Below are 25565 nucleotides of genomic sequence, written 5' to 3' on the forward strand. Positions count from 1 at the left end.
CGAGACGGCGGAAAGAAACGTGCCGTCTTACCGCGTCTCCCCACGCGCCGTCCTCCCGGCCGGAGGCGCGAAAAGCGGTGATTCTGGCCGTTGTCAGTGGCGTGGTGTGCAATAGACGGCGTGGCAGCGCTCGACGAACCTCTGAAGAAAATCCTCGGTGGCACCACCGCGAAGGTGCTGGCCGAGCATCTCGATCTGCATACGGTCGGCGACCTGTTGCACCACTACCCACGGCGCTATGCCGAGCGCGGTGAGCTGACCCGCCTCGCCGACCTGCCGCTGGACGAACATGTCACGGTCGTCGCGCAGGTCGCGGACGCCCGCGTACTGAAATTCAACGGCGGCAGGGGCCAGCGCCTGGAGGTGACACTCACCGACGGCAGCGGGCGGCTCCAGCTGGTCTTCTTCGGCAAGGGCATCCACAAACCGCACAAGGACCTGCTGCCGGGCCGCCGCGCGATGTTCGCCGGAAAGGTCTCCCTCTTCAACCGCAAACTCCAGCTGGCCCACCCCGAATACGAACTCCTCGACCGGGACGCCGACAGTGACACCGGAGCCGGCGCGATCAACGCATTCGCCAATCAGCTGCTCCCGATCTATCCGGCCTGCCAGCAGATGGCGTCCTGGAAACTCTCCAAAGCGGTCGACGCGGTGCTCCCCAGCGCGCAGGACGCCGTCGACCCGCTGCCGGAGTCGCTGCGCGAGGGCCGCGGCCTGGTCCCGCTCACCGAGGCGCTGCTGAAGATCCACCGGCCCGGCAGCAAGGCCGACATCGCCGATGCGCGGGCCCGGCTGAAGTGGGACGAGGCATTCGTCCTCCAGGTCGCGCTCGCCCGGCGCCGCCTCGCCGAGACCCAACTCCCCGCCGTGCCGAGGAAGTTGGTCAAGGGCGGCATCCTCGACGCGTTCGACGCCAAACTGCCCTTCACCCTCACCGACGGGCAGCGCAAGGTCAGCAAGGAGATCTTCGACGACCTGGCGACCGAGCACCCCATGCACCGCCTCCTCCAGGGCGAGGTCGGCTCGGGCAAGGCGCAGCCGCTGGACGCGCTGGTGCTGACACCCCACGGGTTCCGGCCCATGGGGGAGATGGCTGTCGGCACGGAGGTGGTGGTGCCGAGCGGCGAGCTCGCCGTGGTGGACGGCGTCTTCCCGCAGGGGGAGCGGGAGGTCTGGCGGCTGGTCCTGTCCGACGGCAGCGCGGTGGAATGCGACGACGAGCATCTCTGGATCGTCGGGGCCCGCGACGCGGGGGAGCGGGTGCTGACCACGCGCGAGCTGCGCGCCGATCTCCTCGACGGTGACGGGCGCCCCAAGTGGTCCATCCCGCCGGCCACCCCGGTGGACCTGGAAGGGGGCGGGGAGCGGCCGCTCGATCCGTACGAGCTGGGGAAGGCGGTGGGCGGCGGCGGTGACCCTGAGGACCGCGTGCCCGAGGCCTACCGGAACGCGCCGCTCAAGGACCGGCTGGCCGTGGTGCAGGGGCTGATGGACGCCGGGGGCGCGCCCGCGGGCGGTGCCGCGGTCTTCTACGAGGCGGCCGGCCCGCTGGCTGACGACCTGGCCTGGCTGGTGCGCTCCTTGGGCGGCCACGCCACGGTCATGCCCCTGCGGCACGGCCCGCATCGCGTCTACGTGGCACTGCCCAGGCTGTCTCCGCCCTTCCGTGAGCGAGCCGGAGGGGATGCTGAGCCATGCGAGAGTGGCCGTGGCTTCCGCCGCGCCATCCGGTCCATCGAGTACGTCGGCCGCAAGCCCGTCCAGTGCATCAGCGTCGCGCACCCCCGCCACGCCTATGTGACCGACCACTTCACCGTCACGCACAACACCATGGTCGCGCTGCGCGCCATGCTCGGGGTCGTGGACAGCGGCGCCCAGACCGCGATGCTCGCGCCGACCGAGGTCCTCGCCCAGCAGCACCACCGCTCGATCACCGAGATGATGGGCGAGCTCGCCGAGGGAGGCATGCTCGGCGGCGCCGACCACGGCACGAAGGTGGTGCTGCTGACCGGCTCGATGGGTGTCGCCGCCCGCCGCCAGGCGCTGCTCGATCTGGTCACCGGCGAGGCCGGCATCGTCATCGGCACACACGCCCTGATCGAGGACAAGGTGCGGTTCCACGACCTCGGCCTGGTCATCGTCGACGAACAGCACCGCTTCGGCGTCGAGCAGCGGGACGCCCTGCGCGGCAAGGGCAAACAGCCGCCGCACCTTCTCGTGATGACCGCGACGCCCATTCCCCGCACCGTCGCGATGACCGTCTTCGGCGATCTGGAGACCTCCGTACTGGACCAACTCCCCGCCGGGCGCTCGCCGATCGCCAGCCATGTGGTGCCCGCCAAGGACAAGCCGCACTTCCTGGCGCGCACCTGGGAGCGGGTCCGCGAAGAGGTCGAAGCCGGGCACCAGGCGTATGTGGTGTGCCCCCGGATCGGCGACGACGAGGACGAGGCGCCCAAGGGAGCGAAGAAGGGGGCGGGCACCAAGGGCGCGGCGACCAAGGCGAGTTCACCCGAGGACGTGGCGGAGAAGCGGCCGCCGCTCGCGGTGCTCGACGTCGCCGAGCAGCTCACCAAGGGGCCGCTCGAAGGGCTGCGGGTGGCGGTGCTGCACGGCCGGATGGCACCGGACGACAAGGACGACGTGATGCGCCGGTTCGGCGCCGGCGAGCTGGACGTCCTGGTCGCGACGACGGTCATCGAGGTCGGGGTGAACGTCCCGAACGCCACCGTCATGGTGATCATGGACGCCGACCGCTTCGGCGTCTCCCAGCTGCACCAGCTGCGCGGCCGGGTGGGCCGTGGTGCGGCGCCGGGGCTGTGCCTGCTGGTCAGCGAGATGCCCGAGGCCAGCCCGGCCCGCGCCCGGCTCGCCGCGGTGGCCGGCACCCTGGACGGCTTCGAGCTCTCCCGTATCGACCTGGAGCAGCGGCGGGAGGGCGATGTCCTGGGCCAGGCGCAGTCCGGCGTCCGGTCGTCGCTGCGGATGCTCACCGTCATCGACGACGAGGAGGTCATCGCGGCCGCCCGCGAGGAGGCCACCGCGCTGGTCACCGCCGACCCCGAGCTGACCGGCTGCCCCGAGCTGCGGACCACGCTGTCGGCCCTGCTGGACGACGAACGGGAGCGCTACTTGGACAAGGGGTGAGATCGATCACCGCACTCCCGCCGCGTCCGGGCACCGGGCCGGGCGCTGACCCCGACCTGACGGAATATCGTGGGAGAGCGGAGCCCACCGGGCTCCACCGCTCACCACCGACCACGCACTCCCCACCTCCCACCACCCAACCCACGTAAGGACGGGACCATGACCCGCGTGATCGCCGGTACGGCCGGCGGCCGCCGCCTGGCCGTACCACCGGGAAACGGCACCCGCCCGACCTCCGACCGGGCCCGCGAGGGCCTGTTCTCCACCTGGGAGTCGCTGGAGGGCACGCTGGCCGGCGCCCGGGTCCTCGATCTGTACGGCGGCTCCGGCGCCGTCGGCCTGGAGGCGCTCTCCCGGGGCGCCGCCCATGTCCTGCTCGTCGAGGCCGACGCCCGCGCCGCCCGCACCATCCGCGAGAACGTCCGGGCGGTGGGCCTGCCCGGCGCCGAGGTGCGGGTCGGCAGGGCCGAGCAGACCGCCGCCGGCCAGGCTCCCGGAGACCCGTACGACATCGTGTTCCTGGACCCGCCGTACGACATGACCGACGCGGATCTCCGCGAGATCCTCCTCACACTCCGTGGTCAGGGGTGGCTAGCGGAGGAGGCACTCGTCACCGTGGAACGCAGCACCAGAGGCGGCACGTTCCCATGGCCGGACGGTTTCGAAGCGATCAAGGCCCGTCGCTACGGCGAGGGGACGCTTTGGTACGGTCGCGCCGCTTCGACGTCCGCCGAATCGACGTCAACAAGCGTGTCATGACCGGATCGGAGAGCGAGGAACCGAAGTTGCGCCGCGCCGTCTGTCCGGGGTCATTCGACCCCATCACCAATGGGCACCTGGACATCATCGCCCGTGCCTCCAAGCTGTACGACGTGGTCCATGTCGCTGTGATGATCAACCAGTCCAAGCAGGGGCTGTTCACGGTCGACGAACGGATCGACCTGATCCGCCGGGCCACCGCCGAGTACGGCAACGTCGAGGTCGAGTCCTTCCACGGTCTGCTCGTCGACTTCTGCAAGCAGCGCGACATTCCCGCGATCGTCAAGGGCCTGCGTGCCGTCAGCGACTTCGACTACGAGCTCCAGATGGCCCAGATGAACAACGGGCTGTCCGGAGTGGAGACCCTGTTCGTCCCCACCAACCCCACCTACAGCTTCCTCTCCTCCAGCCTCGTCAAGGAGGTCGCGGCCTGGGGCGGCGACGTCGCCCACCTGGTCCCGCCCTTCGTCCTCGAAGCCCTCACCGAACGCCTCAAGAACAAGCAGTGACACGGCACCCGCCGCGCTGAACCCGACGTCCGACTGATGAGGCGTCAGGCAGGTGTCGGGCCGGGGGCCGGTGGCCGTACAGTCGTCCCGATCCGTCGTTCCATCCCTTCAGAGAGTGGCGAGTGCAAGGTGGACGTGCAGAAGAAGCTCGACGACATCGTCGAGACCGTCGGCAACGCCCGGTCCATGCCCATGTCGGCCTCCTGCGTGGTCAACCGCGCTGAACTGCTGGCCATGCTGGAGGAGGTGCGCGCCGCGCTGCCCGGCTCCCTCGCCCAGGCGCAGGAGCTGCTCGGCGGACGGCAGCAGATGGTCGAGGAGGCCCGCGCCGAGGCGGAGCGGATCATCGAGTCGGCGCACGCCCAGCGCGGTTCGCTGATCTCCGACACCGAGGTCGCCCGGCAGTCCCAGGACGAGGCCGACCGGATCCTCGCCGAGGCCCGCCGGGAGGCGGAGGAGATCCGCGCCGAGGCCGACGACTACGTCGACAGCAAGCTCGCCAACTTCGAGGTCGTCCTCACCAAGACCATCGGATCCGTCGACCGCGGCCGCGAGAAGCTGCTCGGCCAGGGCCCGGGACTGGACGAGCACGGCCAGGCGGACGCCGAGGCGCCGGAGCGAAGCGCCGACCCGGAGACCCTCAAGCAGCGCGCCGACGTCTATGTGGACGCCAAGTTCGGCGCCTTCCAGGCCGTGCTGACCAAGACGCTGGAAGCCGTCGGCCGCGGCCGCGACAAGCTCCAGGGCGCGCGGGCGATCGACGAGCTCGGTGCCCACCTGGCGGCGCAGGGCGATCCGCAGTCCGGGCAGCCGCAGGCCGACGCGGAATACCTCGCCGAGCTGGCGGGCATCGGTGCGGAGCAGGCCCCCCAGCCGCCCCAGACGCATCAGCTGCCGGCGCAGCCCCAGGAGCTCCCGCAGTATCAGGACGGCCATCAGTACCAGGCCGACCAGCCGTACCAGGACGACCAGCAGCTCCAGCCCCAGGCCCAGCTCCACCCCGACCAGGGCTACTACCAGGACCCGGCCGCCTACCAGCAGCAGGACGTCTACGGCTATCAGCAGCAGCCCCAGCAGGCGCAGCAGGACCCGTACCTCCAGCAGCAGGACCCCTACGGCTACGGCTGGCAGCAGCAGCCCCAGCAGCAGGCCTACGACCCCAACACCGGCTATCTCCCGCAGCAGCAGGCGCCCCAGCAGCCCCAGCACGCCCCGCAGGGCCAGGCCGCGCAGCCCGGCGCGCTCGACGAGACCAGCCTCTTCGACACCAGCATGATCAACCTCGACCAGCTCCGGCAGTACGAGGAAGGCCGGCAGTAACGTCGGCCGGGCCGTCGCCCGTCCGGAAGCGGATTGGGCCTATCGGGGCCCGTCCAGTATCCTGACTGTTCGGTCGTGTGCACGTCCGCGATCTCTGCTGCCCACTCACCGTTCCGGTGCCGGGCAGCTCGCAAACCAGCAGTACAGAAAGCAGGAAGCCATCAACGCCCGCCTCGACCACCGTTCCCCGCTCGTGTTCGACACACGCGAGCTGGGCCGTCGTCCCGGTGCGCTCAAGCGGCTCTCCCGCACTGTCGAGGCCCCCCGGGACCTCGGCAATGAGGTCATCGGAGTGCCCGAGGGCGCGCCGATCGAGCTCGACCTCCGCCTGGAATCGGTCATGGACGGGGTGCTTGTCACAGGCACCGGCCGTGCAACCGTGAAGGGGGAGTGCGTAAGGTGTCTGGAGCCGCTGGAGCGAGAGCTCGACGCGGACTTCCAGGAGCTGTTCGCCTACCCCGAAGCCGACGCCCGGACCCGCCCAGCGGAATCCGGCGAGGACGCGGAGGACGAGGAGGACACCCTCTTCATCGAGGACGATCTGTTCGACCTCGAACCCGTGCTGCGGGACACGGTGGTGCTCGCACTGCCGCTGCAGCCGGTGTGCCAGGACGACTGCCCGGGTCTGTGCTCCGATTGCGGAGTGCGGCTCGCGGACGACCCGGACCACCACCACGACGCCGTCGACATTCGTTGGGCGGCACTGCAGGGACTCGCCGGGACCAACCAGGACGGCGAGAAGGACAACATGGGCGGCGCCGAAGCGGGCGTCGACGAGAAGCAGGAGAAGTAGCCGTGGCTGTTCCGAAGCGGAAGATGTCGCGCAGCAACACGCGCCACCGCCGGTCGCAGTGGAAGGCTGCGGTCCCCACCCTGGTGGCGTGCGAGCGCTGCCACGAGCCGAAGCAGCAGCACATCGCGTGCCCCGCTTGCGGCACCTACAACAAGCGCCAGGTCCTCGAGGTCTGAGCGGCTGGTGACAGGCACCGTGTCTAGCCCCAAGAAGGCGGAAGACGCCAATTCGTCCTCGCGCAAGCGCGCGGAGGAACCGGCTCCGGCGGACACAGCCTCGTCCCACACGCTTCTGGAAGGGCGGCTCGGGTACAAACTCGAGTCCGCCCTTCTGGTGCGTGCGCTGACCCACCGCTCGTACGCGTACGAGAACGGCGGTCTGCCCACCAACGAGCGGCTCGAATTCCTCGGGGATTCGGTGCTCGGCCTGGTGGTCACGGACACGCTGTACCGCGTCCACCCCGATCTGCCGGAAGGCCAGCTGGCCAAACTGCGGGCCGCGGTGGTCAACTCGCGTGCGCTGGCCGAGGTGGGCCGCGGCCTCGACCTCGGCGCCTTCATCCGCCTCGGCAGGGGCGAAGAGGGCACGGGTGGCCGGGACAAGGCATCGATCCTCGCCGACACCCTTGAAGCGGTGATCGGCGCGGTCTATCTCGACCAGGGCCTCGACGCGGCCGGCGAGCTGGTGCACCGGCTCTTCGACCCGCTGATCGAGAAGTCCTCCAGCCTGGGCGCCGGCCTGGACTGGAAGACGAGCCTCCAGGAACTCACCGCGACCGAAGGTCTCGGCGTCCCGGAGTACCTGGTCAGCGAGACCGGCCCCGACCATGAGAAGACCTTTACTGCTGCTGCCCGCGTCGGTGGTGTCTCGTACGGCACCGGCACCGGCCGCAGCAAGAAGGAAGCCGAGCAGCAGGCGGCGGAGTCCGCGTGGCGATCGATTCGCGCCGCGGCGGACGAGGCGGCCAAGGCCAAGGAGGCGGCGTCCGGCGACGCGGCCCCGGCGGCCGACGACCCGGCTCCGGCTTCCGGCGACACCACGTCGTCGGCACACTGAATCACCGTTTCTGACCCCGTCCGGGGCGACCGCGCGTCGCCACGGACGGGGTCAGAAGTCTTTGTCTAGGAGCCCGTCGTGCCCGAGCTGCCCGAGGTCGAGGTCGTACGCCGCGGACTTGAGCGGTGGATCAGCGGCCGCACCATCGACGCGGTCGAGGTGCTGCACCCGCGCGCGATCCGCCGGCACGCCGCCGGCGCGGCCGATTTCGCGGCCCGCCTCAAGGGGCTCCGCATAGGCACCGCCTGCCGCCGCGGCAAATACCTCTGGCTCCCGGTGACCGGCGGCGGCCCCGCCGCGCAGACCGCCGCGGAAGGCATCCCGCCGATCATCACGCCGTCCGTCACCCACGGCCTGGCGATCCTCGCCCACCTCGGCATGAGCGGCCAGCTGCTGGTCCAGCCGCAGGACGCCCCCGACGAGAAGCATCTGCGCATCCGCATCCGCTTCGCCGACGACCTCGGCACCGAGCTCCGCTTCGTCGACCAGCGCACCTTCGGCGGCCTCTCCGTGCACGACACCGTCCCCGGCGACGCCGACCACCTCCCCGACGTCATCGCGCACATCGCCCGCGACCCGCTCGACCCGGCCTTCGACGACGCCGCCTTCCACACCGCGCTGCGCCGCCGCCGGACCACCATCAAGCGGGCACTGCTCGACCAGTCGCTGATCAGCGGTGTCGGCAACATCTACGCCGACGAGGCGCTGTGGCGCAGCAGGCTCCACTACGACCGCCCCACCGCCACGTTCACCCGGCCCCGCACCGCCGAGCTGCTCGGCCACGTACGGGACGTGATGAACGCCGCGCTGGCCGTCGGCGGCACCAGCTTCGACAGCCTCTATGTCAACGTCAACGGCGAATCCGGGTACTTCGACCGCTCGCTGGACGCGTACGGCCGTGAGGACGAGCCCTGCCGCCGCTGCGGCACACCGATCCGCCGGCGCCCCTGGATGAACCGCTCCAGCTACTTCTGCCCCCGCTGCCAGCGCCCGCCCCGGCCGAGCCGGCCATAGAGCCGGCAGGTCCACGCGGCACGGCCCCTTCGGTACGCGATCATGGCGGGAAGGTAGCAGCGGGGTGGCGGGCGGTGCACGGGGGGTACCGGAACGTAGCAGTCCGATAACTCCTGCACTCCGCGGATGTACCCCGGCGGATGGCGCCGGTAGGTTCAGCGCCCATGACACAGGACGCCGAGAGCATCGACCGGCAGCAGCTCATGGAGGAAGCGCTCCAGGAGTTTGCGTCGCGCAGCGATGACCAGTTGGACTGGATGCTCGGGATCGTCAGGCATCGCCTCGGTGCCGCCCGCCGGATGGGCGTGGACATACCGGGTGACCTGGCCGAACGAGTGGCGCGACTCTCCGAGAAGCGTGGCTGGCCGGTCGACCAGCCGCAGCGCTGAGCTCGGGAAGCGCGGAATGATCAAACTGCTGGCCATGCGGTTACCCGCCGGGGCGGCCCTCCGGGGGACGGCCCGGCCGATCGGCTGACGCAGCCGAGGCGGGCGGGAACGCCCTGCTCAGAACCCGAAGTCCTGGGTCCACCACGGGCCGCCAGGGCCGAAGTGGACGCCGACGCCCAGGGTCTTGTAGTCGCAGTTGAGGATGTTGGCGCGATGGCCCGGACTGTCCATCCAGGAGTCCATCACCGACTGGGCGTTGGCCTGGCCGCGGGCTATGTTCTCGCCGCCGAGGTCGGTGATGCCCAGCTCACGGGCCCGGTCCCACGGCGTGTCGCCGTCCGGGTCGGTGTGGTCGAAGAAGTCGCGCGCAGCCATGTCGTCACTGAACCGCTGTGCCAGAACGGCCAGTTCCTTGTCCGCGGTCACCGGGGAGCAGCCGGCCTGGGCGCGCTCCTGGTTGACGAGGGACAGCACCTGGGCCTCGGCGGACGATCCGGCGTCCGGAGTTTTCGAGGGGGTCGCCGACGGCTTCGGCGTCGCCGCGGTGGTCCGGCCGGTGCTCTTCGCGGGCGCAGGCGAACCGGACTCCTCGGTGGGCGATTTGCTCGGCCGGCGCGGCGAGGGGGAGGTCGAGGGTGCGGCCGCCGAGGACGGGCGGTCGGTGTCCGGGGCCGTGGGGCGTGCGCCGCCGCGGCTCGCGGTCTCGCCGCCGCGGTCCGCCGGCGTCGCCGACAGGCTGCCCTGGGGTGACGCGTCCGGCAGTGCGTCGGCGCGTACCCGGTCGGCGCGGTCGTCGCTCCCGCCCAGCCCGAACTGGCCACCGCCCGGGATCAGTCCGGACGCGACCGCCACCGCACCCATCGCCACGGCGGCGGAGGCGCCGAGCAGCCCGGTACGGACCGGCGCCGTCCGGCGGCCGCGCGCGCGGTGGGCGCCGTGCCGCGCCGGGGCGTGCGCGACGGACGAGGCCGTCGGCGCGTCAACAGGCGGAGCCCCGGAAGACACGGGCGCTTGCGGAGCAGAGCGTCGATGGCGGCCCATCCGCTGACTTCCTTCCCCGGTGCAAGCACCGGCTCCACTGGAGCGGCTCACGCCGCACAGCCGTCTGGCGTCAATACGATTCACCCGAAAGAGTGAGTCTCGTTGACGGGGGACTGTACGCCATGGCGCGGGGGGGCCGAGGTGTCCACGGAGCAATTGGCCGGTTAGCGTGCGCACATGAACAAAGAAGTGCGGATGACCGCCTGGGTGCGCGGCCGGGTCCAGGGCGTCGGATTCCGCTGGTTCGCCCGTGCCAATGCCCTGCGAATCGGTGAACTCGCCGGATTCGCGGTCAATCTGGGCGACGGCCGTGTGCAAGTGGTCGCCGAGGGGCCGAAGGACCGCGTCGAGCAGCTGCTGGAATGGCTGCGTACGGGAGACACGCCCGGCCGGGTCGATGGAGTCACTGAGATCTGGGACACGCCGCGGGGCGGTTATGACGGCTTCGAGATCCGCTGAGCGGGCCCGGTGAAACCGGCCGTACGGCCGTCAAAAACGATCTCCCGGGTATGCCTTTGTCAGCTGCTTACAGGAGATAAGGGCTGGTGGTTGCCAACTCGGCCGACCCGTGCAAGGCTGCCGCTGTACGGATGATCTCCACACCCCGCGGGGCCTTTCTGGGGAGCCGACGCAGTGCCTTCGCGGCCGCGTGCTCCCGGGTGCCCGAGGATACGGGGTGTGATCGTGTTGACCCTCAAACCGTTTGGTGAGACTCTGGAATCCCCGCGCACCTTAGCTGTTTGGCATTGAAGACACCAGTAATGACAAGCACCGCGGGTGCGAATCCCTCACGACCCACACCGCTTCGGTCGGTCACTCAGTGTGGAGGACCATCCATCATGGCAAAGGCGCTTCTCGGTTACGTCGGCGGCTCCGACCCCCGAGTCCTCTCCGAGATGCGACGGCTTCAGCAGCGCGTCCAAGACCTCGAATCCGAGCTTATTCGGATGCAGGCCGAAAACGACATGCTGTCCGCTGCCGCACGTCGCGACGACTCGATGCTGGACATCGACGTACCCCAGGCGGAGCCCGCGCTCACCTGACCCGCACCCAAGGGCCAGTCGGGCTGCTCGCCAGCCGCTTGAGGCACCGCTCTCAAGATCTGCAGCTCTTTCAAGATCTGCAAGGGACGCTTCGGCGTCCCTTCGTCGTTTCCGGTCCCGTTGCTTTCCGGCTGCTCGCCCGTCGTCCCGAATTCCCGCCCCGCTCCCGCCCGACTTCCGCGTGGTTCCGCCGGCCGGGCGCCTTGCTTACCGCTTGATGTGCCCTGCGCCTTCACCGGTGAAACCGAAAATGAACGGCGCGGCATACCCGTCCCCCGTACCGGGCCGGGAGCGGCGGCGGAATGTTGGGGCCGCCCGCCGGGGCGCGGCCGGTAGAGTCCAACGGCGTGCACCTCAAGAGTTTGACCCTGCGAGGCTTCAAGTCCTTCGCCTCCGCCACGACGCTGCGCTTCGAGCCCGGTATCACCTGTGTGGTGGGCCCCAACGGTTCCGGCAAGTCGAATGTCGTGGACGCGTTGTCCTGGGTCATGGGCGAGCAGGGTGCCAAGTCGCTGCGCGGCGGCAAGATGGAGGACGTCATCTTCGCCGGGACGACCGGCCGGCTGCCGCTGGGCCGGGCCGAGGTCTCCCTCACCATCGACAACTCCGACGGCGCACTGCCCATCGAATACGCCGAAGTCACCATTACCCGGATCATGTTCCGCAATGGCGGCAGCGAATACCAGATCAATGGTGATACCTGCCGACTGCTGGATATCCAGGAATTGCTGTCCGACTCCGGCATCGGGCGCGAGATGCATGTCATCGTCGGGCAGGGGCAGCTCGATTCCGTGCTGCACGCCGATCCCATGGGGCGCCGGGCGTTCATCGAGGAGGCCGCCGGCGTCCTCAAGCACCGCAAGCGCAAGGAGAAGGCGCTGCGGAAGCTGGACGCGATGCAGGCCAACCTCGCCCGCGTCCAGGACCTGACCGACGAGCTGCGCCGCCAGCTCAAGCCGCTGGGCCGGCAGGCCGCGGTCGCCCGGCGGGCCGCCGTCATCCAGGCCGACCTGCGGGACGCCAGGCTGCGGCTGCTCGCCGATGATCTCGTCACGCTGCGCGAGGCGCTGCGCGCCGAGATCGCGGACGAGGCGGCGCTCAAGGAACGCAAGGAGACCGCGGAGGCGCAGCTGCGCGCCGCCCAGCAGCGCGAGGCGGTGCTGGAGGAGGAGGTCCGCACGCTGACGCCGCGGGTGCAGCGCGCCCAGCAGACCTGGTACGAGCTGTCGCAGCTCGCGGAGCGGGTGCGCGGCACGATCTCGCTGGCCGAGGCGCGGGTCAAGAGCGCCTCGGCGGCCCCGCCGGACGAGCGGCAGGGGCGCGACCCCGAGGACATGGAGCGCGAGGCGGCCCGGATCCGCGAGCAGGAGGCGGAGTTGGCGGCCGCGCTGGAGGCGGCGAGCCGGGCGCTGGAGGACACCGTCGAGCACCGCGCCGGGCTGGAGCGGCAGTTGGCGGAGGAGGAGCGGCGGCTGCGGGACGTGGCGCGCGCCATCGCCGACCGGCGCGAGGGCCTCGCCCGGCTGAACGGGCAGGTCACCGCGGCCCGCGGCCGGGCCGCCTCGGCCCAGGCGGAGATCGGCCGGCTGGCCGAGGCCAGGGACGGCGCCCGGGAGCGGGCGGCCGCGGCCCAGGAGGCGTACGAGCAACTCAAGGCCGAGGTCGACGGGCTGGACGCGGACGACGAGGAACTCGCGGGCCGGCACGACGCGGCCCGGCGGGAGCTGGCCGAGGCGGAGGCCGCACTGACCGCCGCGCGGGAGGCGCTGACCGCTGCGGAACGCAAGCGGGCCGCGACCTCCGCCCGGCACGACGCGCTGGCGCTCGGGCTGCGCCGCAAGGACGGCACGGGCGCGCTGCTGGCCGCCGCGGACCGGCTCACCGGACTGCTCGGCCCCGCCGCGGAGCTGCTGACCGTCACCCCCGGGTTCGAGATCCCGGTCGCGGCCGCCCTCGGCGCCGCCGCGGACGCCATCGCGGTCACCGACCCGGCCACCGCCGCCGAGGCCATCCGGCTGCTGCGGAAGCAGGACGGGGGCCGGGCGGCGATGGTGCTGGGGGCGGTGCGGCCCGCTGGTGCCGTCGCGGTTCCTGAGGCCGCCGCGCTCGCCGGAGCCGTCGGGGACGGTGAGCCGGGGGAGCCGGGTGAGCGGGCCGGGCACGTCGGCGGCCCGGCCGCCCCCGTCGGCACGGAGCAGGTGGCACGGGTCCCGGGCCCGGCACGGGAGCCCGAGGCGGCGGCGCTGGCCGGAGCGGGTCCCGAGCATCCGGTGATCGGACCGCAGGCGACGGGCGGGGACGGCGCGCCCCAGCAGGACACGGCGGACGCATCCCACGGCGACGAGCGGACCGGCCTGCCCGCGTCGTCCGCGCGCAGCCTCCTCCCACCCTCCGCGCGCAGCCTCCTCCCACCCTCCACGCGCAGCCTCCTCCCACCCTCCACGCGCAGCCTCCTCCCACCCTCCACGCCCTGTGTTCCCGGCCCGCGTTCCGCGCCCGTACGCGCCGTGGAACTCGTCCGCGGACCACAGGAGTTGATGGCCGCGGTGGCCCGGCTGCTGCGGGACGTGGTGGTGGTCGGCACGCTGGAGGACGCCGAGGACCTGGTGGCCGCGCGGCCGGAGCTGACGGCGGTGACCGGTGACGGCGATCTGCTCGGCGCGCATTTCGCACACGGCGGGTCGGCCGGCGCGCCGAGTCTGCTGGAGGTGCAGGCGTCCGTCGACGAGGCGGCCGCCGAGATGGCGGAGCTTGCCGCGCGCTGCGCGGAGCTGGCCGAGGCCCAGCGAGCCGCGGGGGAGCGGCGTACGGAGTGCGCCGCGCTGGTCGAGGAGCTGGGCGAGCGGCGCCGCGCCGCGGACCGGGAGAAGTCCAAGATCGCCGGGGACCTGGGGCGGCTCGCCGGTCAGGCGCGGGCGGCGGCCGGCGAGGCGGAGCGTTCCGGCGCGGCGGCCGCGCGGGCCGAGGAGGCGCTGCTGCGGGCCACCGAGGAGGCCGAGGAACTGGCCGAGCGGCTCGCGGTGGCCCAGGAGGACCCCGGCGCCGGCGACGAGGAGCCCGACACGTCCGTACGGGACCGGCTGGCCGCCGACGGGGCCAACGCCCGGCAGACGGAGATGGAGGCCCGGCTCCAGGCGCGTACCCACGAGGAGCGGGTGAAGGCGCTCGCCGGGCGGGCGGACTCCCTGGACCGGGGAGCTCGCGCCGAGCGGGAGGCACGGGCGCGCGCCGAGCGGCGGCGCGCCCGGCTGCGCCACGAGGCGGAGGTGGCCGGGGCGGTGGCCTCCGGCGCCCGGCAGCTGCTGGCCCATGTCGAGGTGTCGGTCGTACGGGCCGAGGAGGAGCGCGGCGCCGCCGAGCGGGCCAAGGCCGAGCGGGAAGCGGCCCTGGTGGCCGAGCGCAACCAGGGCCGGGAGCTGAAGTCCGAGCTGGACAAGCTGACGGACTCGGTGCACCGGGGCGAGGTGCTGGGCGCGGAGAAGCGGCTGCGGATCGAGCAGCTGGAGACCAAGGCGCTGGAGGAGCTGGGGGTGGAGCCGGCCGGGCTGATCGCGGAGTACGGGCCCGACCAGCCCGTACCGCCGTCGCCGCCGGCCGAGGGCGAGCAGCTGCCGGATGACCCCGAACACCCACGGAACCAGCCGGTGGCCTACGTACGGGCCGAGCAGGAGAAGCGGCTGCGGGCCGCCGAACGGGCGTATCAGCAGCTCGGGAAGGTGAATCCGCTGGCGCTGGAGGAATTCGCGGCGCTGGAGGAGCGCCACAAGTTCCTCAGCGAACAGCTTGAGGACCTCAAGAAGACCCGGGCCGATCTGCTACAGGTGATCAAGGAAGTCGACGAGCGGGTGGAGCAGGTCTTCACCGAGGCGTACCACGACACCGCCCGTGAATTCGAGGGCGTCTTCTCGCGGCTCTTCCCCGGCGGCGAGGGCCGGCTGATCCTGACCAACCCGGACGACATGCTCGCCACCGGAGTGGAGGTGGAGGCGCGCCCGCCGGGCAAGAAGGTCAAGCGGCTGTCGCTGCTCTCGGGCGGCGAGCGGTCCCTGACGGCCGTGGCGCTGCTGGTGTCGATCTTCAAGGCGCGCCCCAGCCCCTTCTATGTCATGGACGAGGTCGAGGCGGCGCTCGACGACACCAATCTGCAGCGGCTGATCCGGATCATGGAGGAGCTCCAGGAGAGTTCCCAGCTGATTGTGATCACCCATCAGAAGCGCACGATGGAGGTCGCGGACGCGCTCTACGGGGTGTCCATGCAGGGGGACGGCGTATCCAAGGTCATCAGCCAGCGGCTCCACTGACCCCGTTCCCGCATCTTCCTTACCTTCACAACTTGAACGTATTGGCCCTCGGGTGGCCGAGAAACGAATTCGTCACGTCCTATTGACTTCGAAACTTGAAGGCATAGTCTCTGCAACGTTGCTTTTACCTTCAAGTGGTGGGTGCCCCTCACCCGTGCGCCACTGGAAGGGCCAGCCCCCGACGCCCGGCAGCGCAGCCGGGCAACTGGAGTTCACGTTGACCAGCACCGCGCCGCCGACGGTCCCGGAAGGCCGCAAGGCCCACCCGGACCACCTCGGCCATGTCATCTTCATCACCGCGGCTGCCGCGATGGGCGGCTTCCTCTTCGGCTACGACAGTTCCGTGATCAACGGTGCCGTCGAGGCGATCCGCGGCCGTTACGACGTCGGGTCCGCCGTCCTGGCCCAGGTGATCGCCGTCGCCCTGATCGGCTGCGCCGTCGGCGCCGCGACCGCCGGCCGGATCGCGGACCGCATCGGCCGGATCCGGGTGATGCAGATCGCCGCGGTGCTGTTCACCATCAGCGCCGTCGGCTCCGCCGTACCGTTCGGCCTGTGGGACCTCGCCTTCTGGCGGGTCATCGGCGGCTTCGCGATCGGTATGGCCTCGGTCATCGGCCCGGCCTACATCGCCGAGGTCTCGCCGCCCGCCTACCGGGGCCGGCTCGGCGCCTTCCAGCAGGCCGCCATCGTCATCGGCATCGCCGTCTCCCAGCTCGTCAACTGGGGCATCCTCAACCTGGCCGGCGGCGACCAGCGCGGCACCATCGCCGGCCTGGAGGCCTGGCAGTGGATGCTCGGCGTGATGGTCGTCCCGGCCGTGCTCTACGGTCTGCTCTCCTTCGCGATCCCCGAGTCGCCGCGTTACCTGATCTCCGTCGGCAAGGCCACCCGCGCCAAGGAGGTGCTGGCCGAGGTCGAGGGCCACACCGTCGACCTCGACACCCGCATCGCCGAGATCGAGGACGCGATGCGCAGCGAGCACAAGTCGACGTTCAAGGACCTGCTCGGCAGGAAGATGGGCTTCCTGCCGATCGTCTGGGTCGGTATCGGCCTCTCCGTCTTCCAGCAGCTGGTCGGCATCAACGTCGCCTTCTACTACTCCTCGACGCTGTGGCAGTCCGTCGGCGTCGACCCGAGCAGCTCGTTCTTCTACAGCTTCACGACGTCGATCATCAACATCATCGGCACCGTGATCGCGATGCTCCTCGTCGACCGGATCGGCCGCCGCCCGCTGGCGCTGGTCGGCTCGATCGGCATGGCCGTCTCCCTGGGCCTGGAGGCCTGGGCCTTCTCCGCCAAGACCGCGGCCGGCACCCTGCCGACCACCGAGGGCACCGTGGCGCTGATCGCGGCACATGTCTTCGTGCTCTTCTTCGCCCTCTCCTGGGGCGTCGTGGTCTGGGTCTTCCTCGGCGAGATGTTCCCGAACCGGATCCGCGCCGCCGCGCTGGGCGTCGCCGCCTCCGCGCAGTGGATCGCCAACTGGGCCATCACGGCCAGCTTCCCGAGCCTGGCGGACTGGAACCTGTCCGGCACGTACGTGATCTACATGATCTTCGCTCTGCTCTCGGTCCCCTTCGTGCTGAAGTACGTCAAGGAGACGAAGGGCAAGGCGTTGGAGGAGATGGGCTAACCCCCCGCCAGCCCCTCTCCTCAGTACTGGCTGCGCCCCGGCTCACTCCGAGCCGGGGCGCAGTTGCTTGTGCGTGTGCCGCTTCCCACGTTGCCGGGTGCCGCGCAGTGGGGCTTGCGGGGCCGGGTCCCAGGTCTCCGGTCCTACGGTCCGTCCCCGCCCGCCGGTGACACGGCCACCCCCGGGTGGGCGGGCACTGGAGCGGCCACCCCTGGGCGGCTGGGCCCGGAAAAGGCAGTGGGTGAGCCTAGGGCGCCGGCCCTGTCTTCGCCGAAACCGCCCGCCGCCGGAAACCACCCGCCGCCGCAACCGCCCCCACAAAACAACATCCCCTCCGCCAGGACGGTGGCGAAGGGGATGTCGGCCTACGTTGCGTCGGGCCGCTCAGCGGCGGCCCGATCCGGGCCCGGTGTGGCCGTCAGCCGACCTCGACCGGCTCCCGCTCCTCGGCGGACCGGCTTCCGGCCGCCGCCGGCGCGGTCTCCTTGGGCGTCGGCAGTGCCGCGAAGACCACCGCGGCGATCAGAATGGTGGCCGCCCAGCCCAGGCCGTTCTCACCGATCCAGGTGGTGGCCAGCGGGCCGGTGAACCACTGGACCTTGGTGAAGCACAGGCCCGCGGCGAGCGCCACCGACCAGGCCGTCATGGCCTGCCAGCAGAAGCCGCCGACGTACCAGTAGCGGCTGGTGCGGCCGGTGTCCATCAGGCTGTCGGCGTCGTAGCGGACCGCCAGCTTGCGCCGCCGCGCCATGTCGATGCCGTAGACGCCGATCCAGGCGGAGAAGGACACCGCGAGCAGCGTCAGGAAGGCGATGAACTGGCCGATGAAGTCCTTCGCGACCAGCATCATGAACAGGCCGCCGACCAGGCTGATGATGGCGTTGATGCTGACCGCCAGGGCGCGCGGCAGCTTGACGCCCATCGTCTGTGCGGTGAAGCCCGCGGAGTACATCGAGAGGCTGTTGATCAGCACCATCCCGACCAGCGCGGTGACCAGGTACGGAACCGCGAGCCAGGTCGGCAGGATGCTGCCGAGGAACGACATCGGGTCGGTGTTCTGGCCGGCCAGCTTGGGGCTGGAGACGGCCATCACGCCGCCCATCAGCACCATCGGGAGCAGCACCAGGGCCGCGCCGGAGACGGTCGTACCGACGATCTTCTTGCCGGACGCGGAGTGCGGCAGGTAGCGCGCGAAGTCGGGACCGGTCGGGACCCAGCTGATGCCGCCGGCCGCGATCGTGCCGATGCCCGCGATCACCATCGCGGTGGTGCCGGCCTTCTTCGCGAAGACCGCGTCCCAGTCCATGGTGGCGATCAGGTAGACCAGCACCATGATGCTGAACAGGCCGAACAGGTACGTCGAGTACTTGTTGCAGACGTTCAGCGCCTTGCGGCCCAGCCCGCTCACCAGGTAGGTGACGGCCACGAAGGCCAGCAGTGTGACGACGACCAGGACGTTGTTGCTCTTGATGCCGAACAGCAGGTTCAGCACGGTCAGCACGGCGTACGCGCCGGTGACCGCGTTGATCGTCTCCCAGCCGAAGCGGGCGACCCACAGGATCGCCCCGGGGAAGTAGTTGCCGCGGACGCCGAAGGCGGCCCGGGAGAGCATCGCGCCGGGCGCGCCGCCCCACTTACCGGAGACCGACAGCACGCCGACCATGCCGAAGGCGACGGCGGCGGCGACCGCGGCCACCAGCAGGACCTGCCAGAAGTTCAGTCCGTTGTTGACGACGAGCGAGGCGCCCATGGTGAGCAGCAACACACTGATATTGGCGGCGACCCAGGTCGGGAAGAGCTCGCGGACGCGGCCCTGGCGCTCGTTGTCGGGGACGGGCTCGATGCCCCGTGTCTCGACGGCGCCTTCGGTTTCGGGAGCGGACGTGGTGCCCATGTGCAGGTATCTCCGTGCGCGGGGGTCTGGAAGGCACCCCCGGGGAGGAGGTGCAGGCAGCGGCTGTGATGCCTGGCCGTTTGGTTGCCAGGACTCTACGCGCGTTGCGTGGCTGACGACCATCGTACTTTGATCCAAGTTCTGCCTGTACGTCCTGTTGGGCGGGCCGACGAGGACGGGCTCGCCAGGGCCTCGTCGGAGAGCCCATCCGCCACCCTTTGGCCTGGGTTGTTCTCGGCTGTCCCGCCGTGGCGGTTGCTCGCCGTGGCGGCCGCGGCGGGCCGGTCCGCCGCGCGGGGCTGCCCGGCGGCCGGTGGGGGGCGACGGCGAACAGCCCCCGCGGTGGGAAACCGAAAGCGGCCCGAGCGAAGCGATGCGCAGCGCCCCCGCGGGACGCGCGTGGCTGATACTGAAGGAGTTATGGAAACCGTCATCCTTGCTGTACTCATCGCCGTGGTCGTGCTCGGCGCGGTCGGCGGGCTCGTCGTCAGCGGCCGCAAGAAGAAGCAGCTGCCGCCGCCCCCGCCGGCTGCCCCCGTCACCCCACCCGTTACCGCGCCCCCCGCCGAACCGCAGGTCGGCGAGGAGGCCGAGACCCCACGAGAAGAAGCCCGCCGCACCATCGAAGAGGTCGGCCTGCCGACGGCGGAGGCCGAGGCGCCGGTCGAGGTGGCCGAGCCCGAGGCGCCCGTCGCGCCGGCGGTCGAGGTCCCCGAGCCCACCGCCGGCCGGCTGGTCCGGCTGCGTGCCCGGCTCTCCCGCTCGCAGACCTCCCTGGGCAAGGGCCTGCTGACGCTGCTCTCCCGCGAGCGCCTCGACGACGAGACCTGGGAGGAGATCGAGGACACCCTGCTGACCGCGGACGTCGGCGTCGCCCCCACCCAGGAGCTCGTCGACCGGCTGCGCGAGCGGGTCAAGGTCCTCGGCACCCGTACGCCCGAGGATCTGCGCCTCCTGCTGCGTGAGGAGCTGCTCGCCCTCATCGGCACGGACGCGGACCGTTCCGTGCACACCGCCAACGGCATCGGCAACGGCGGCGACGAGATCCCCGGCGTCGTCCTGGTCGTCGGCGTCAACGGCACCGGGAAGACCACGACCACGGGCAAGCTCGCGCGCGTCCTGGTCGCCGACGGCAAGTCCGTGGTCCTCGGCGCGGCCGACACGTTCCGTGCCGCGGCCGCCGACCAGCTGCAGACGTGGGGCGAGCGGGTGGGTGCCCGTACGGTCCGCGGGCCCGAGGGCGGTGACCCCGCGTCGATCGCCTACGACGCGGTGAAGGAAGGTATCGCCGAGACCGCCGATGTCGTCCTCATCGACACCGCGGGCCGGCTGCACACCAAGACCGGTCTGATGGACGAGCTCGGCAAGGTCAAGCGGGTCGTCGAGAAGCACGGCCCGGTCGGCGAGGTGCTGCTCGTCCTGGACGCCACCACCGGCCAGAACGGCCTGGTGCAGGCGCGCGTGTTCGCCGAGGTCGTGGACATCACCGGCGTGGTGCTGACCAAGCTCGACGGCACCGCCAAGGGCGGCATCATCGTCGCCGTCCAGCGCGAGCTCGGCGTACCGGTCAAGCTGGTGGGCCTGGGCGAGGGCGCGGACGACCTGGCGCCCTTCGAGCCCGAGGCGTTCGTCGATGCTCTTATCGGCGACTAGCGCCGCCGACCCCCGGAACCATCGGGGGCGTGATCACCGAAGGGCCCCACCGCTGGACATGCGGTGGGGCCCTTCGCCTGCCCGTACAGCAACCATCGATTGAGGCACCCCAACGGTGCTCAGCCACCTACGCGAGAGCGGCGCCGGTTCAGGCGCAAGGGCAGCGAGTCACCGCTTGCGCGAGAGCGGCGCCGGCTTAGGCGCAAGGGGCAGCCGCCGGTTCAGGCGTAAGAGGCAGTAGGCCAGGGTGCCCACCAGCAGCCGGGCCTCCGGCGGCCGGCCCGCGGTGTCCAGGGTCGGGGGACGCAGCCAGCGCATCGGGCCGTGGCCGCCGTGGTCGGACGGTGGCGCGGTGACGTGGTCGCCGCGGCCCAGGGGCCGCAGATCGAGATCGGCGTCGTCCCAGCCCATCCGGTAGAGCAGGCCGGGCAGGTCGGCGGCGGCTCCGGGGGCGACGAAGAACAGCGCGCGGCCGGTCGGGGTGGCCGCGACCGGGCCGAGCGGCAGCCCCATCCGCTCCTGGCGCACCAGCGCGCACCGGCCCGCGGCTTCCGGTACGTCGAGGACGTCGAAGAACCTGCCCACCGGGAGGAGTACGGCCGCGCCCGGGGTCTCCGCCCAGGCATCCGCGGCCTTCTCTAATGTCGCGCCGGCGGCCAGCTCATGGCCGAAGCCCAGGGGGTGCGCGCCGGGCGCCGGACAGTCCGCGGCCCCGCACGAGCAGTCCGTACGGCCGCCTGCGCGGACCGCGCGGGCGCCGGGGACGACGTCCCAGCCCCACAGTCCGGTGTACTCCGCCACCGCCGTGCCTTCGGTCGAGCGGGCGCGGCGCCGCGAGCCGGAACGCTCCCGGATGCCGCCGATCGTGAAGCCCATGCCCCCTCCAACGGGTGGTCCGTGCCTGCGGTTACGAGTCGGCGCGTTGACGCGGAGCGGTGTTGACGCTCCGTCGTCGGTCCGCGCTGCCGGTGATGTGGTGTCGTGCGCCGGGTGGTGTGGGGCGGTGCGCACGCCGTCGCGTGCTTCGCTCCGCCCGGCCGTTGTCGACCTGTGTCAAGTCAATCGCGAGACTCCGCCGGGGAGTTCATTCGAAGGGGTGGCGAATGGTGGCGTTTCCGCAATCGCCCTCGCGAGGGGCGTGATCGTAGGATTACTTTCAGTGCACGAACCCCGGAGAGGCATCATTCGCACGGGTATGCCGGTGGCAACCCGCCGGTAGCTCACCGGCTGGAGGTGTGGCCGGAATCCGGCATCGGGTAGATGTACCCGGGACAGGCGCCGCGACGGGCGGCAGCCTGTGGGTGGTTCGCGACGAAGCTTCGGCGGCGGCAAGGGATGGGGGCGTTCCAGTGGGCGGCAACGGCGGCACCGCCGGTTCCGGCGGTTCAGGCGGCACCGACGCCGTCAAGCGTCCCAACGCGCAGTTGGGTTCATGGTTCGTACGCAGCGGCTGGTCCAAGGGCGAGCTGGCACGACAGGTCAACCGCCGGGCGCGGACGATGGGCGCCCACCACATCAGTACCGACACCTCGCGGGTGCGCCGCTGGCTGGACGGCGAGCAGCCGCGCGAGCCCATTCCGCGGATCCTCTCCGAGCTGTTCTCGGAACGCTTCGGCTGTGTGGTCGGCATCGAGGAGCTGGGCCTGCGCTCCGCGCACCAGTCCCCGTCCGTCTCCGGTGTGGATCTGCCCTGGGCCGGGCCCCAGACCGTCAACCTCATCAGCGAGTTCTCCCGCAGCGACCTGATGCTGGCGCGCCGCGGCTTCCTGGGCACCTCGCTCGCGCTGGCCGCCGGGCCGACCCTCATCGAGCCGATGCAGCGCTGGCTGGTGCCGGTGCCCGCCGGACAGGGCGACGCGGAGGCGCAGCCGGACCGGGTGCGGCGGTCGGCCAGGCTCTCCAAGCCGGAACTCGATCTGCTGGAGTCGACGACCGCGATGTTCCGGCAGTGGGACGCGCAGTGCGGCGGCGGGCTCCGGCGCAAAGCGGTGGTCGGCCAGCTGCACGAGGTCACCGACCTGCTCCAGGAGCCGCACCCGGAATCGGTGGCCAAGCGGCTCTTCAAGGTCGCCGCGGAGCTCGCCGAGCTGGCCGGCTGGATGAGCTACGACATCGGACTGCAGCCCACCGCCCAGAAGTACTTCGTGCTGGCGCTGCACGCCTCCAAGGAGGCCGGCGACCGTCCCCTCGGCTCGTACATCCTCTCCAGCATGAGCCGGCAGATGATCCATCTCGGCCGGTCCGAGGACGCGCTGGAGCTGATCCATCTCGCCCAGTACGGCAGCCGTGAGACGGCGACCCCGCGCACCCAGGCGATGTTGTATGCGATGGAGGCGCGCGCGTACGCCGGGATCGGCCAGCCCAGCAAGGTCAAGCGGGCCGTCCGGATGGCCGAGGACACCTTCTCCGACGCGATGCCCGGCGAGCCGGAGCCGGACTGGATCCGCTTCTTCTCCGAGGCGGAGCTGAACGCCGAGAACGCCCACTCCTACCGCGACCTGGCCTACGTGGCCGGCCGCAGCCCCACGTACGCCTCGCTCGCCGAGCCCGTCATGGAGCGCGCCGTCGACCTGTTCCGCCAGGACCCCGAGCACCAGCGTTCGTATGCGCTCAACCTCATCGGGATGGCGACGGTGCGGCTGCTGCAGAAGGAGCCGGAGGCCTGCGCGGAGATGGCGCACAAGGCCATCCCGTTCGCCAAGCAGGTCCGCTCGGAGCGGGTCAACACCCGGCTGCGCAAGACGGTGGACACCGCGGCCCGGGAATTCGGCGGTGTCGCCGAGGTGGTCCAGCTGAGTGACGAGCTCTCCCGCCAGCTGCCGGAAACCGCGGCGGAGGTCGGCTGACCGCACCCCCAGGACTCCCGGCCACGGCCACCCACCCCGTACAGCCCGACTCGGCTCCCCCGCCGCCTGGTCAACGAGGGTGGGGACCGTGGCCGGGTTGGTGGTTTCGGGGGTTGAAACGCGGCATCGCGTGTTGATCCCCCAGTTCACCGGCGCGTAACACTGCCGCCGTCTTCGTCACTGCCGTGAAACACCGGCAAGGTTTGGCCGAAACCACGCTGCGACAACCTCATGGCCAAGTCGGCCCACCAGAAACACGCCCGCACGGGCCGCATCGACGACGAGGAGACGCCGATGCCCCCAGGCATCCTGACGCTCGCAGCAGACAAGGTCGAGCTGAGCCCGGCCAATACCGGATTCATGCTGATCGCCACCGCGCTGGTGATGGTGATGACGCCCGCCCTGGCGTTCTTCTACGGCGGCATGGTCCGCGTGAAGAGCGTGCTGAACATGCTGATGATGAGCTTCATCAGTCTCGGTCTGGTGACCCTGCTGTGGGTGCTCTACGGCTTCAGCCTGGCCTTCGGCACCGACCACGGTTCGATCATCGGCTGGACCGGCGACTACGTCGGCTTCAGCGGTATCGGCCTCACCGATCTGTGGCCCGGCTACACCATTCCGGTCTCGGTCTTCGCGGCCTTCCAGCTGATGTTCGCGATCATCACTCCGGCGCTGATCAGCGGTGCCCTCGCGGACCGCGTGAAGTTCACCGCCTGGTCCCTGTTCATCGTCCTGTGGGTCACGATCGTGTACTTCCCGGTCGCCCACTGGGTGTGGGGTGCCGGCGGCTGGCTCTTCGAGCTCGGCGTGATCGACTTCGCGGGCGGTACGGCCGTCCACATCAACGCCGGTGCCGCCGCCCTCGGCGTCATCCTGGTCATCGGCAAGCGCATCGGCTTCAAGAAGGACCCGATGCGGCCGCACAGCCTCCCGCTGGTCATGCTCGGCGCCGGTCTCCTCTGGTTCGGCTGGTTCGGCTTCAACGCCGGCTCCTGGCTCGGCAATGACGACGGCATCGGCGCGCTCGCCTTCGTCAACACCCAGGTCGCCACCGCCGCCGCGATGCTCGGCTGGCTGGCGTACGAGAAGCTGCGCCACGGTTCGTTCACCACGCTGGGCGCCGCCTCCGGTGCGGTCGCGGGTCTGGTCGCCATCACCCCGGCCTGCGGCGCGGTCAGCCCGCTCGGCGCGATCGCGGTCGGCGCCATCGCCGGTGTGCTGTGCGCCATGGCCGTCGGCCTGAAGTACAAGCTCGGTTACGACGACTCCCTGGACGTCGTCGGCGTCCACCTCGTCGGCGGTGTCGTCGGCTCGCTGCTCATCGGCCTCTTCGCCACCGGCGAAGGACAGAGCAAGGCCCAGGGCCTCTTCTACGGCGGCGGCGTCGAGCAGCTGAGCAAGCAGGCCATCGGTGTGGGCGCGGTACTGGCCTACTCGCTGATCGCCTCGTTCGTCCTTGCCAAGGTCATCGACTTGGTGATGGGCTTCCGGGTCAGCGAGGACGAGGAGATCTCCGGCGTCGACCAGGCCGCGCACGCCGAGACGGCGTACGACTTCACCGGCACCGGCGGCGGCTCGGTCGCCCGTACGGCAGCGGTCCCCGCGACCGGCGGCGCGACCGCCGAGCCGGCCGGCAAGCAGGGCAAGACGAAGAAGGTGGACGCGTGAAGCTCATCACGGCAGTAATCAAGCCGCACCGGCTGGACGAGGTGAAGGAAGCACTGCAGGCCTTCGGGGTGCACGGTCTGACCGTCACCGAGGCCAGCGGCTACGGCAGGCAGCGCGGGCACACCGAGGTGTACCGCGGCGCCGAGTACACCGTCGACCTGGTGCCGAAGATCCGGATCGAGGTGCTCGTCGAGGACGCGGACGCCGAAGGACTGGTGGACGTCGTCGTGAAGGCGGCCCGCACCGGCAAGATCGGCGACGGAAAGGTGTGGAGCGTGCCCGTCGACGAGGCGGTGCGCGTACGGACGGGCGAGCGCGGCCCGGACGCACTGTAACGGTGTTACAGCCAGCACGTCCGAGTGACCCGGCTCCGGCCCCCGGCGCGGCAACCGCCGCCGGAGGCCGGAGCCGGAGTACCTACGGGGGCAGCCGGCACGGGACGAGCGGTACGCGACAACGGGGACAGCGGTGACCGCGGGCAACAACACGACCAAGG

The 25565-nt window shown here is 71.0% G+C and carries 20 protein-coding genes; 17 read left to right on the plus strand and 3 right to left on the minus strand.

The window, feature by feature from the left end:
- Positions 1-111 precede the first annotated feature (111 nt).
- The 9 genes from FCH28_RS27230 to FCH28_RS27270 all read left to right on the plus strand — a co-directional run bounded on the left by FCH28_RS27230 (position 112) and on the right by FCH28_RS27270 (position 8987).
- Positions 112-3147, plus strand: coding sequence for a helicase-related protein (locus FCH28_RS27230; RefSeq protein WP_136742882.1), 3036 nt, complete (start codon positions 112-114; stop codon positions 3145-3147).
- A 159-nt stretch (positions 3148-3306) separates the two neighbouring features.
- Entirely contained in the window at positions 3307-3906 is a 600-nt protein-coding gene (gene rsmD, locus FCH28_RS27235) for a 16S rRNA (guanine(966)-N(2))-methyltransferase RsmD (RefSeq protein WP_136742786.1), read from the plus strand.
- A gap of 26 nt (positions 3907-3932) precedes the next feature.
- Entirely contained in the window at positions 3933-4415 is a 483-nt protein-coding gene (gene coaD, locus FCH28_RS27240) for a pantetheine-phosphate adenylyltransferase (protein ID WP_281289767.1), read from the plus strand.
- 129 nt (positions 4416-4544) lie between these two features.
- Positions 4545-5735 carry a cell division initiation protein gene (locus FCH28_RS27245; RefSeq protein ID WP_136742788.1) on the plus strand — a complete coding sequence of 397 codons (1191 nt, stop codon included), beginning with the start codon at positions 4545-4547 and terminating at the stop codon, positions 5733-5735.
- Between the two features lie 193 nt (positions 5736-5928).
- On the plus strand, positions 5929-6528 hold the full coding sequence (locus FCH28_RS27250) for a YceD family protein (protein ID WP_246103250.1): 600 nt from the start codon (positions 5929-5931) through the stop codon (positions 6526-6528).
- A 2-nt stretch (positions 6529-6530) separates the two neighbouring features.
- Entirely contained in the window at positions 6531-6704 is a 174-nt protein-coding gene (gene rpmF, locus FCH28_RS27255) for a 50S ribosomal protein L32 (protein WP_028802425.1), read from the plus strand.
- A 7-nt stretch (positions 6705-6711) separates the two neighbouring features.
- On the plus strand, positions 6712-7584 hold the full coding sequence (gene rnc, locus FCH28_RS27260) for a ribonuclease III (protein ID WP_169314259.1): 873 nt from the start codon (positions 6712-6714) through the stop codon (positions 7582-7584).
- Between the two features lie 78 nt (positions 7585-7662).
- Positions 7663-8598: a bifunctional DNA-formamidopyrimidine glycosylase/DNA-(apurinic or apyrimidinic site) lyase gene (gene mutM / locus FCH28_RS27265; RefSeq protein ID WP_136742791.1), complete on the plus strand. Its 936-nt coding sequence runs from the start codon at positions 7663-7665 to the stop codon at positions 8596-8598.
- Positions 8599-8762: 164 nt separating this feature from the next.
- On the plus strand, positions 8763-8987 hold the full coding sequence (locus FCH28_RS27270) for a hypothetical protein (RefSeq protein WP_136742792.1): 225 nt from the start codon (positions 8763-8765) through the stop codon (positions 8985-8987).
- Between the two features lie 117 nt (positions 8988-9104).
- Here the strand turns inward: FCH28_RS27270 and FCH28_RS27275 are convergent, their stop codons facing one another.
- Positions 9105-10028 (minus strand): CAP domain-containing protein, encoded by a 924-nt coding sequence (locus FCH28_RS27275; protein ID WP_169314260.1) that lies wholly within the window; start codon positions 10026-10028, stop codon positions 9105-9107.
- Positions 10029-10205: 177 nt separating this feature from the next.
- On the opposite strand from FCH28_RS27275, the gene FCH28_RS27280 reads away from it, so the two are divergent.
- From FCH28_RS27280 to FCH28_RS27295, 4 genes are all read left to right on the plus strand, one after another.
- A complete protein-coding gene (locus FCH28_RS27280) occupies positions 10206-10487 on the plus strand; it encodes an acylphosphatase (RefSeq protein WP_136742793.1) in 282 nt (93 codons plus the stop codon).
- Positions 10488-10867: 380 nt separating this feature from the next.
- On the plus strand, positions 10868-11071 hold the full coding sequence (locus FCH28_RS27285; RefSeq protein ID WP_006602857.1) for a hypothetical protein: 204 nt from the start codon (positions 10868-10870) through the stop codon (positions 11069-11071).
- Between the two features lie 347 nt (positions 11072-11418).
- Entirely contained in the window at positions 11419-15372 is a 3954-nt protein-coding gene (locus tag FCH28_RS27290) for an AAA family ATPase (protein ID WP_136742794.1), read from the plus strand.
- 217 nt (positions 15373-15589) lie between these two features.
- Positions 15590-17008 (plus strand): sugar porter family MFS transporter, encoded by a 1419-nt coding sequence (locus FCH28_RS27295; RefSeq protein ID WP_136742795.1) that lies wholly within the window; start codon positions 15590-15592, stop codon positions 17006-17008.
- Positions 17009-17426: 418 nt separating this feature from the next.
- Here FCH28_RS27295 and FCH28_RS27300 read toward each other — a convergent pair whose 3' ends face one another.
- Positions 17427-18902: a purine-cytosine permease family protein gene (locus FCH28_RS27300; protein ID WP_136742796.1), complete on the minus strand. Its 1476-nt coding sequence runs from the start codon at positions 18900-18902 to the stop codon at positions 17427-17429.
- Positions 18903-19322: 420 nt separating this feature from the next.
- Here FCH28_RS27300 and ftsY point away from each other — a divergent pair, with 420 nt between their 5' ends.
- Positions 19323-20555: a signal recognition particle-docking protein FtsY gene (gene ftsY, locus FCH28_RS27305; RefSeq protein ID WP_136742797.1), complete on the plus strand. Its 1233-nt coding sequence runs from the start codon at positions 19323-19325 to the stop codon at positions 20553-20555.
- 168 nt (positions 20556-20723) lie between these two features.
- On the opposite strand, the gene FCH28_RS27310 is transcribed toward ftsY, so the two are convergent.
- The gene (locus FCH28_RS27310; RefSeq protein ID WP_136742798.1) at positions 20724-21431 is read right to left on the minus strand and encodes a bifunctional DNA primase/polymerase; all 708 of its coding nucleotides are present in this window, start codon (positions 21429-21431) and stop codon (positions 20724-20726) included.
- 473 nt (positions 21432-21904) lie between these two features.
- On the opposite strand from FCH28_RS27310, the gene nsdA reads away from it, so the two are divergent.
- From nsdA to FCH28_RS27325, 3 genes are all read left to right on the plus strand, one after another.
- The gene (nsdA, locus tag FCH28_RS27315) at positions 21905-23401 is read left to right on the plus strand and encodes a transcriptional repressor NsdA (protein ID WP_136742799.1); all 1497 of its coding nucleotides are present in this window, start codon (positions 21905-21907) and stop codon (positions 23399-23401) included.
- A gap of 294 nt (positions 23402-23695) precedes the next feature.
- Positions 23696-25069, plus strand: a complete 1374-nt coding sequence (locus FCH28_RS27320; protein WP_136742884.1) for an ammonium transporter — start codon at positions 23696-23698, stop codon at positions 25067-25069.
- Complete coding sequence (locus FCH28_RS27325) at positions 25066-25404, plus strand: P-II family nitrogen regulator (RefSeq protein WP_136742800.1); 339 nt, start codon at positions 25066-25068, stop codon at positions 25402-25404. Before FCH28_RS27320 ends, FCH28_RS27325 begins: the two co-directional genes overlap by 4 nt.
- The last annotated feature ends 161 nt before the right edge of the window (positions 25405-25565 follow it).

Source organism: Streptomyces piniterrae (assembly GCF_005048155.1).
In the GTDB taxonomy this organism is placed as follows: Bacteria; Actinomycetota; Actinomycetes; order Streptomycetales; family Streptomycetaceae; genus Streptomyces; species Streptomyces piniterrae.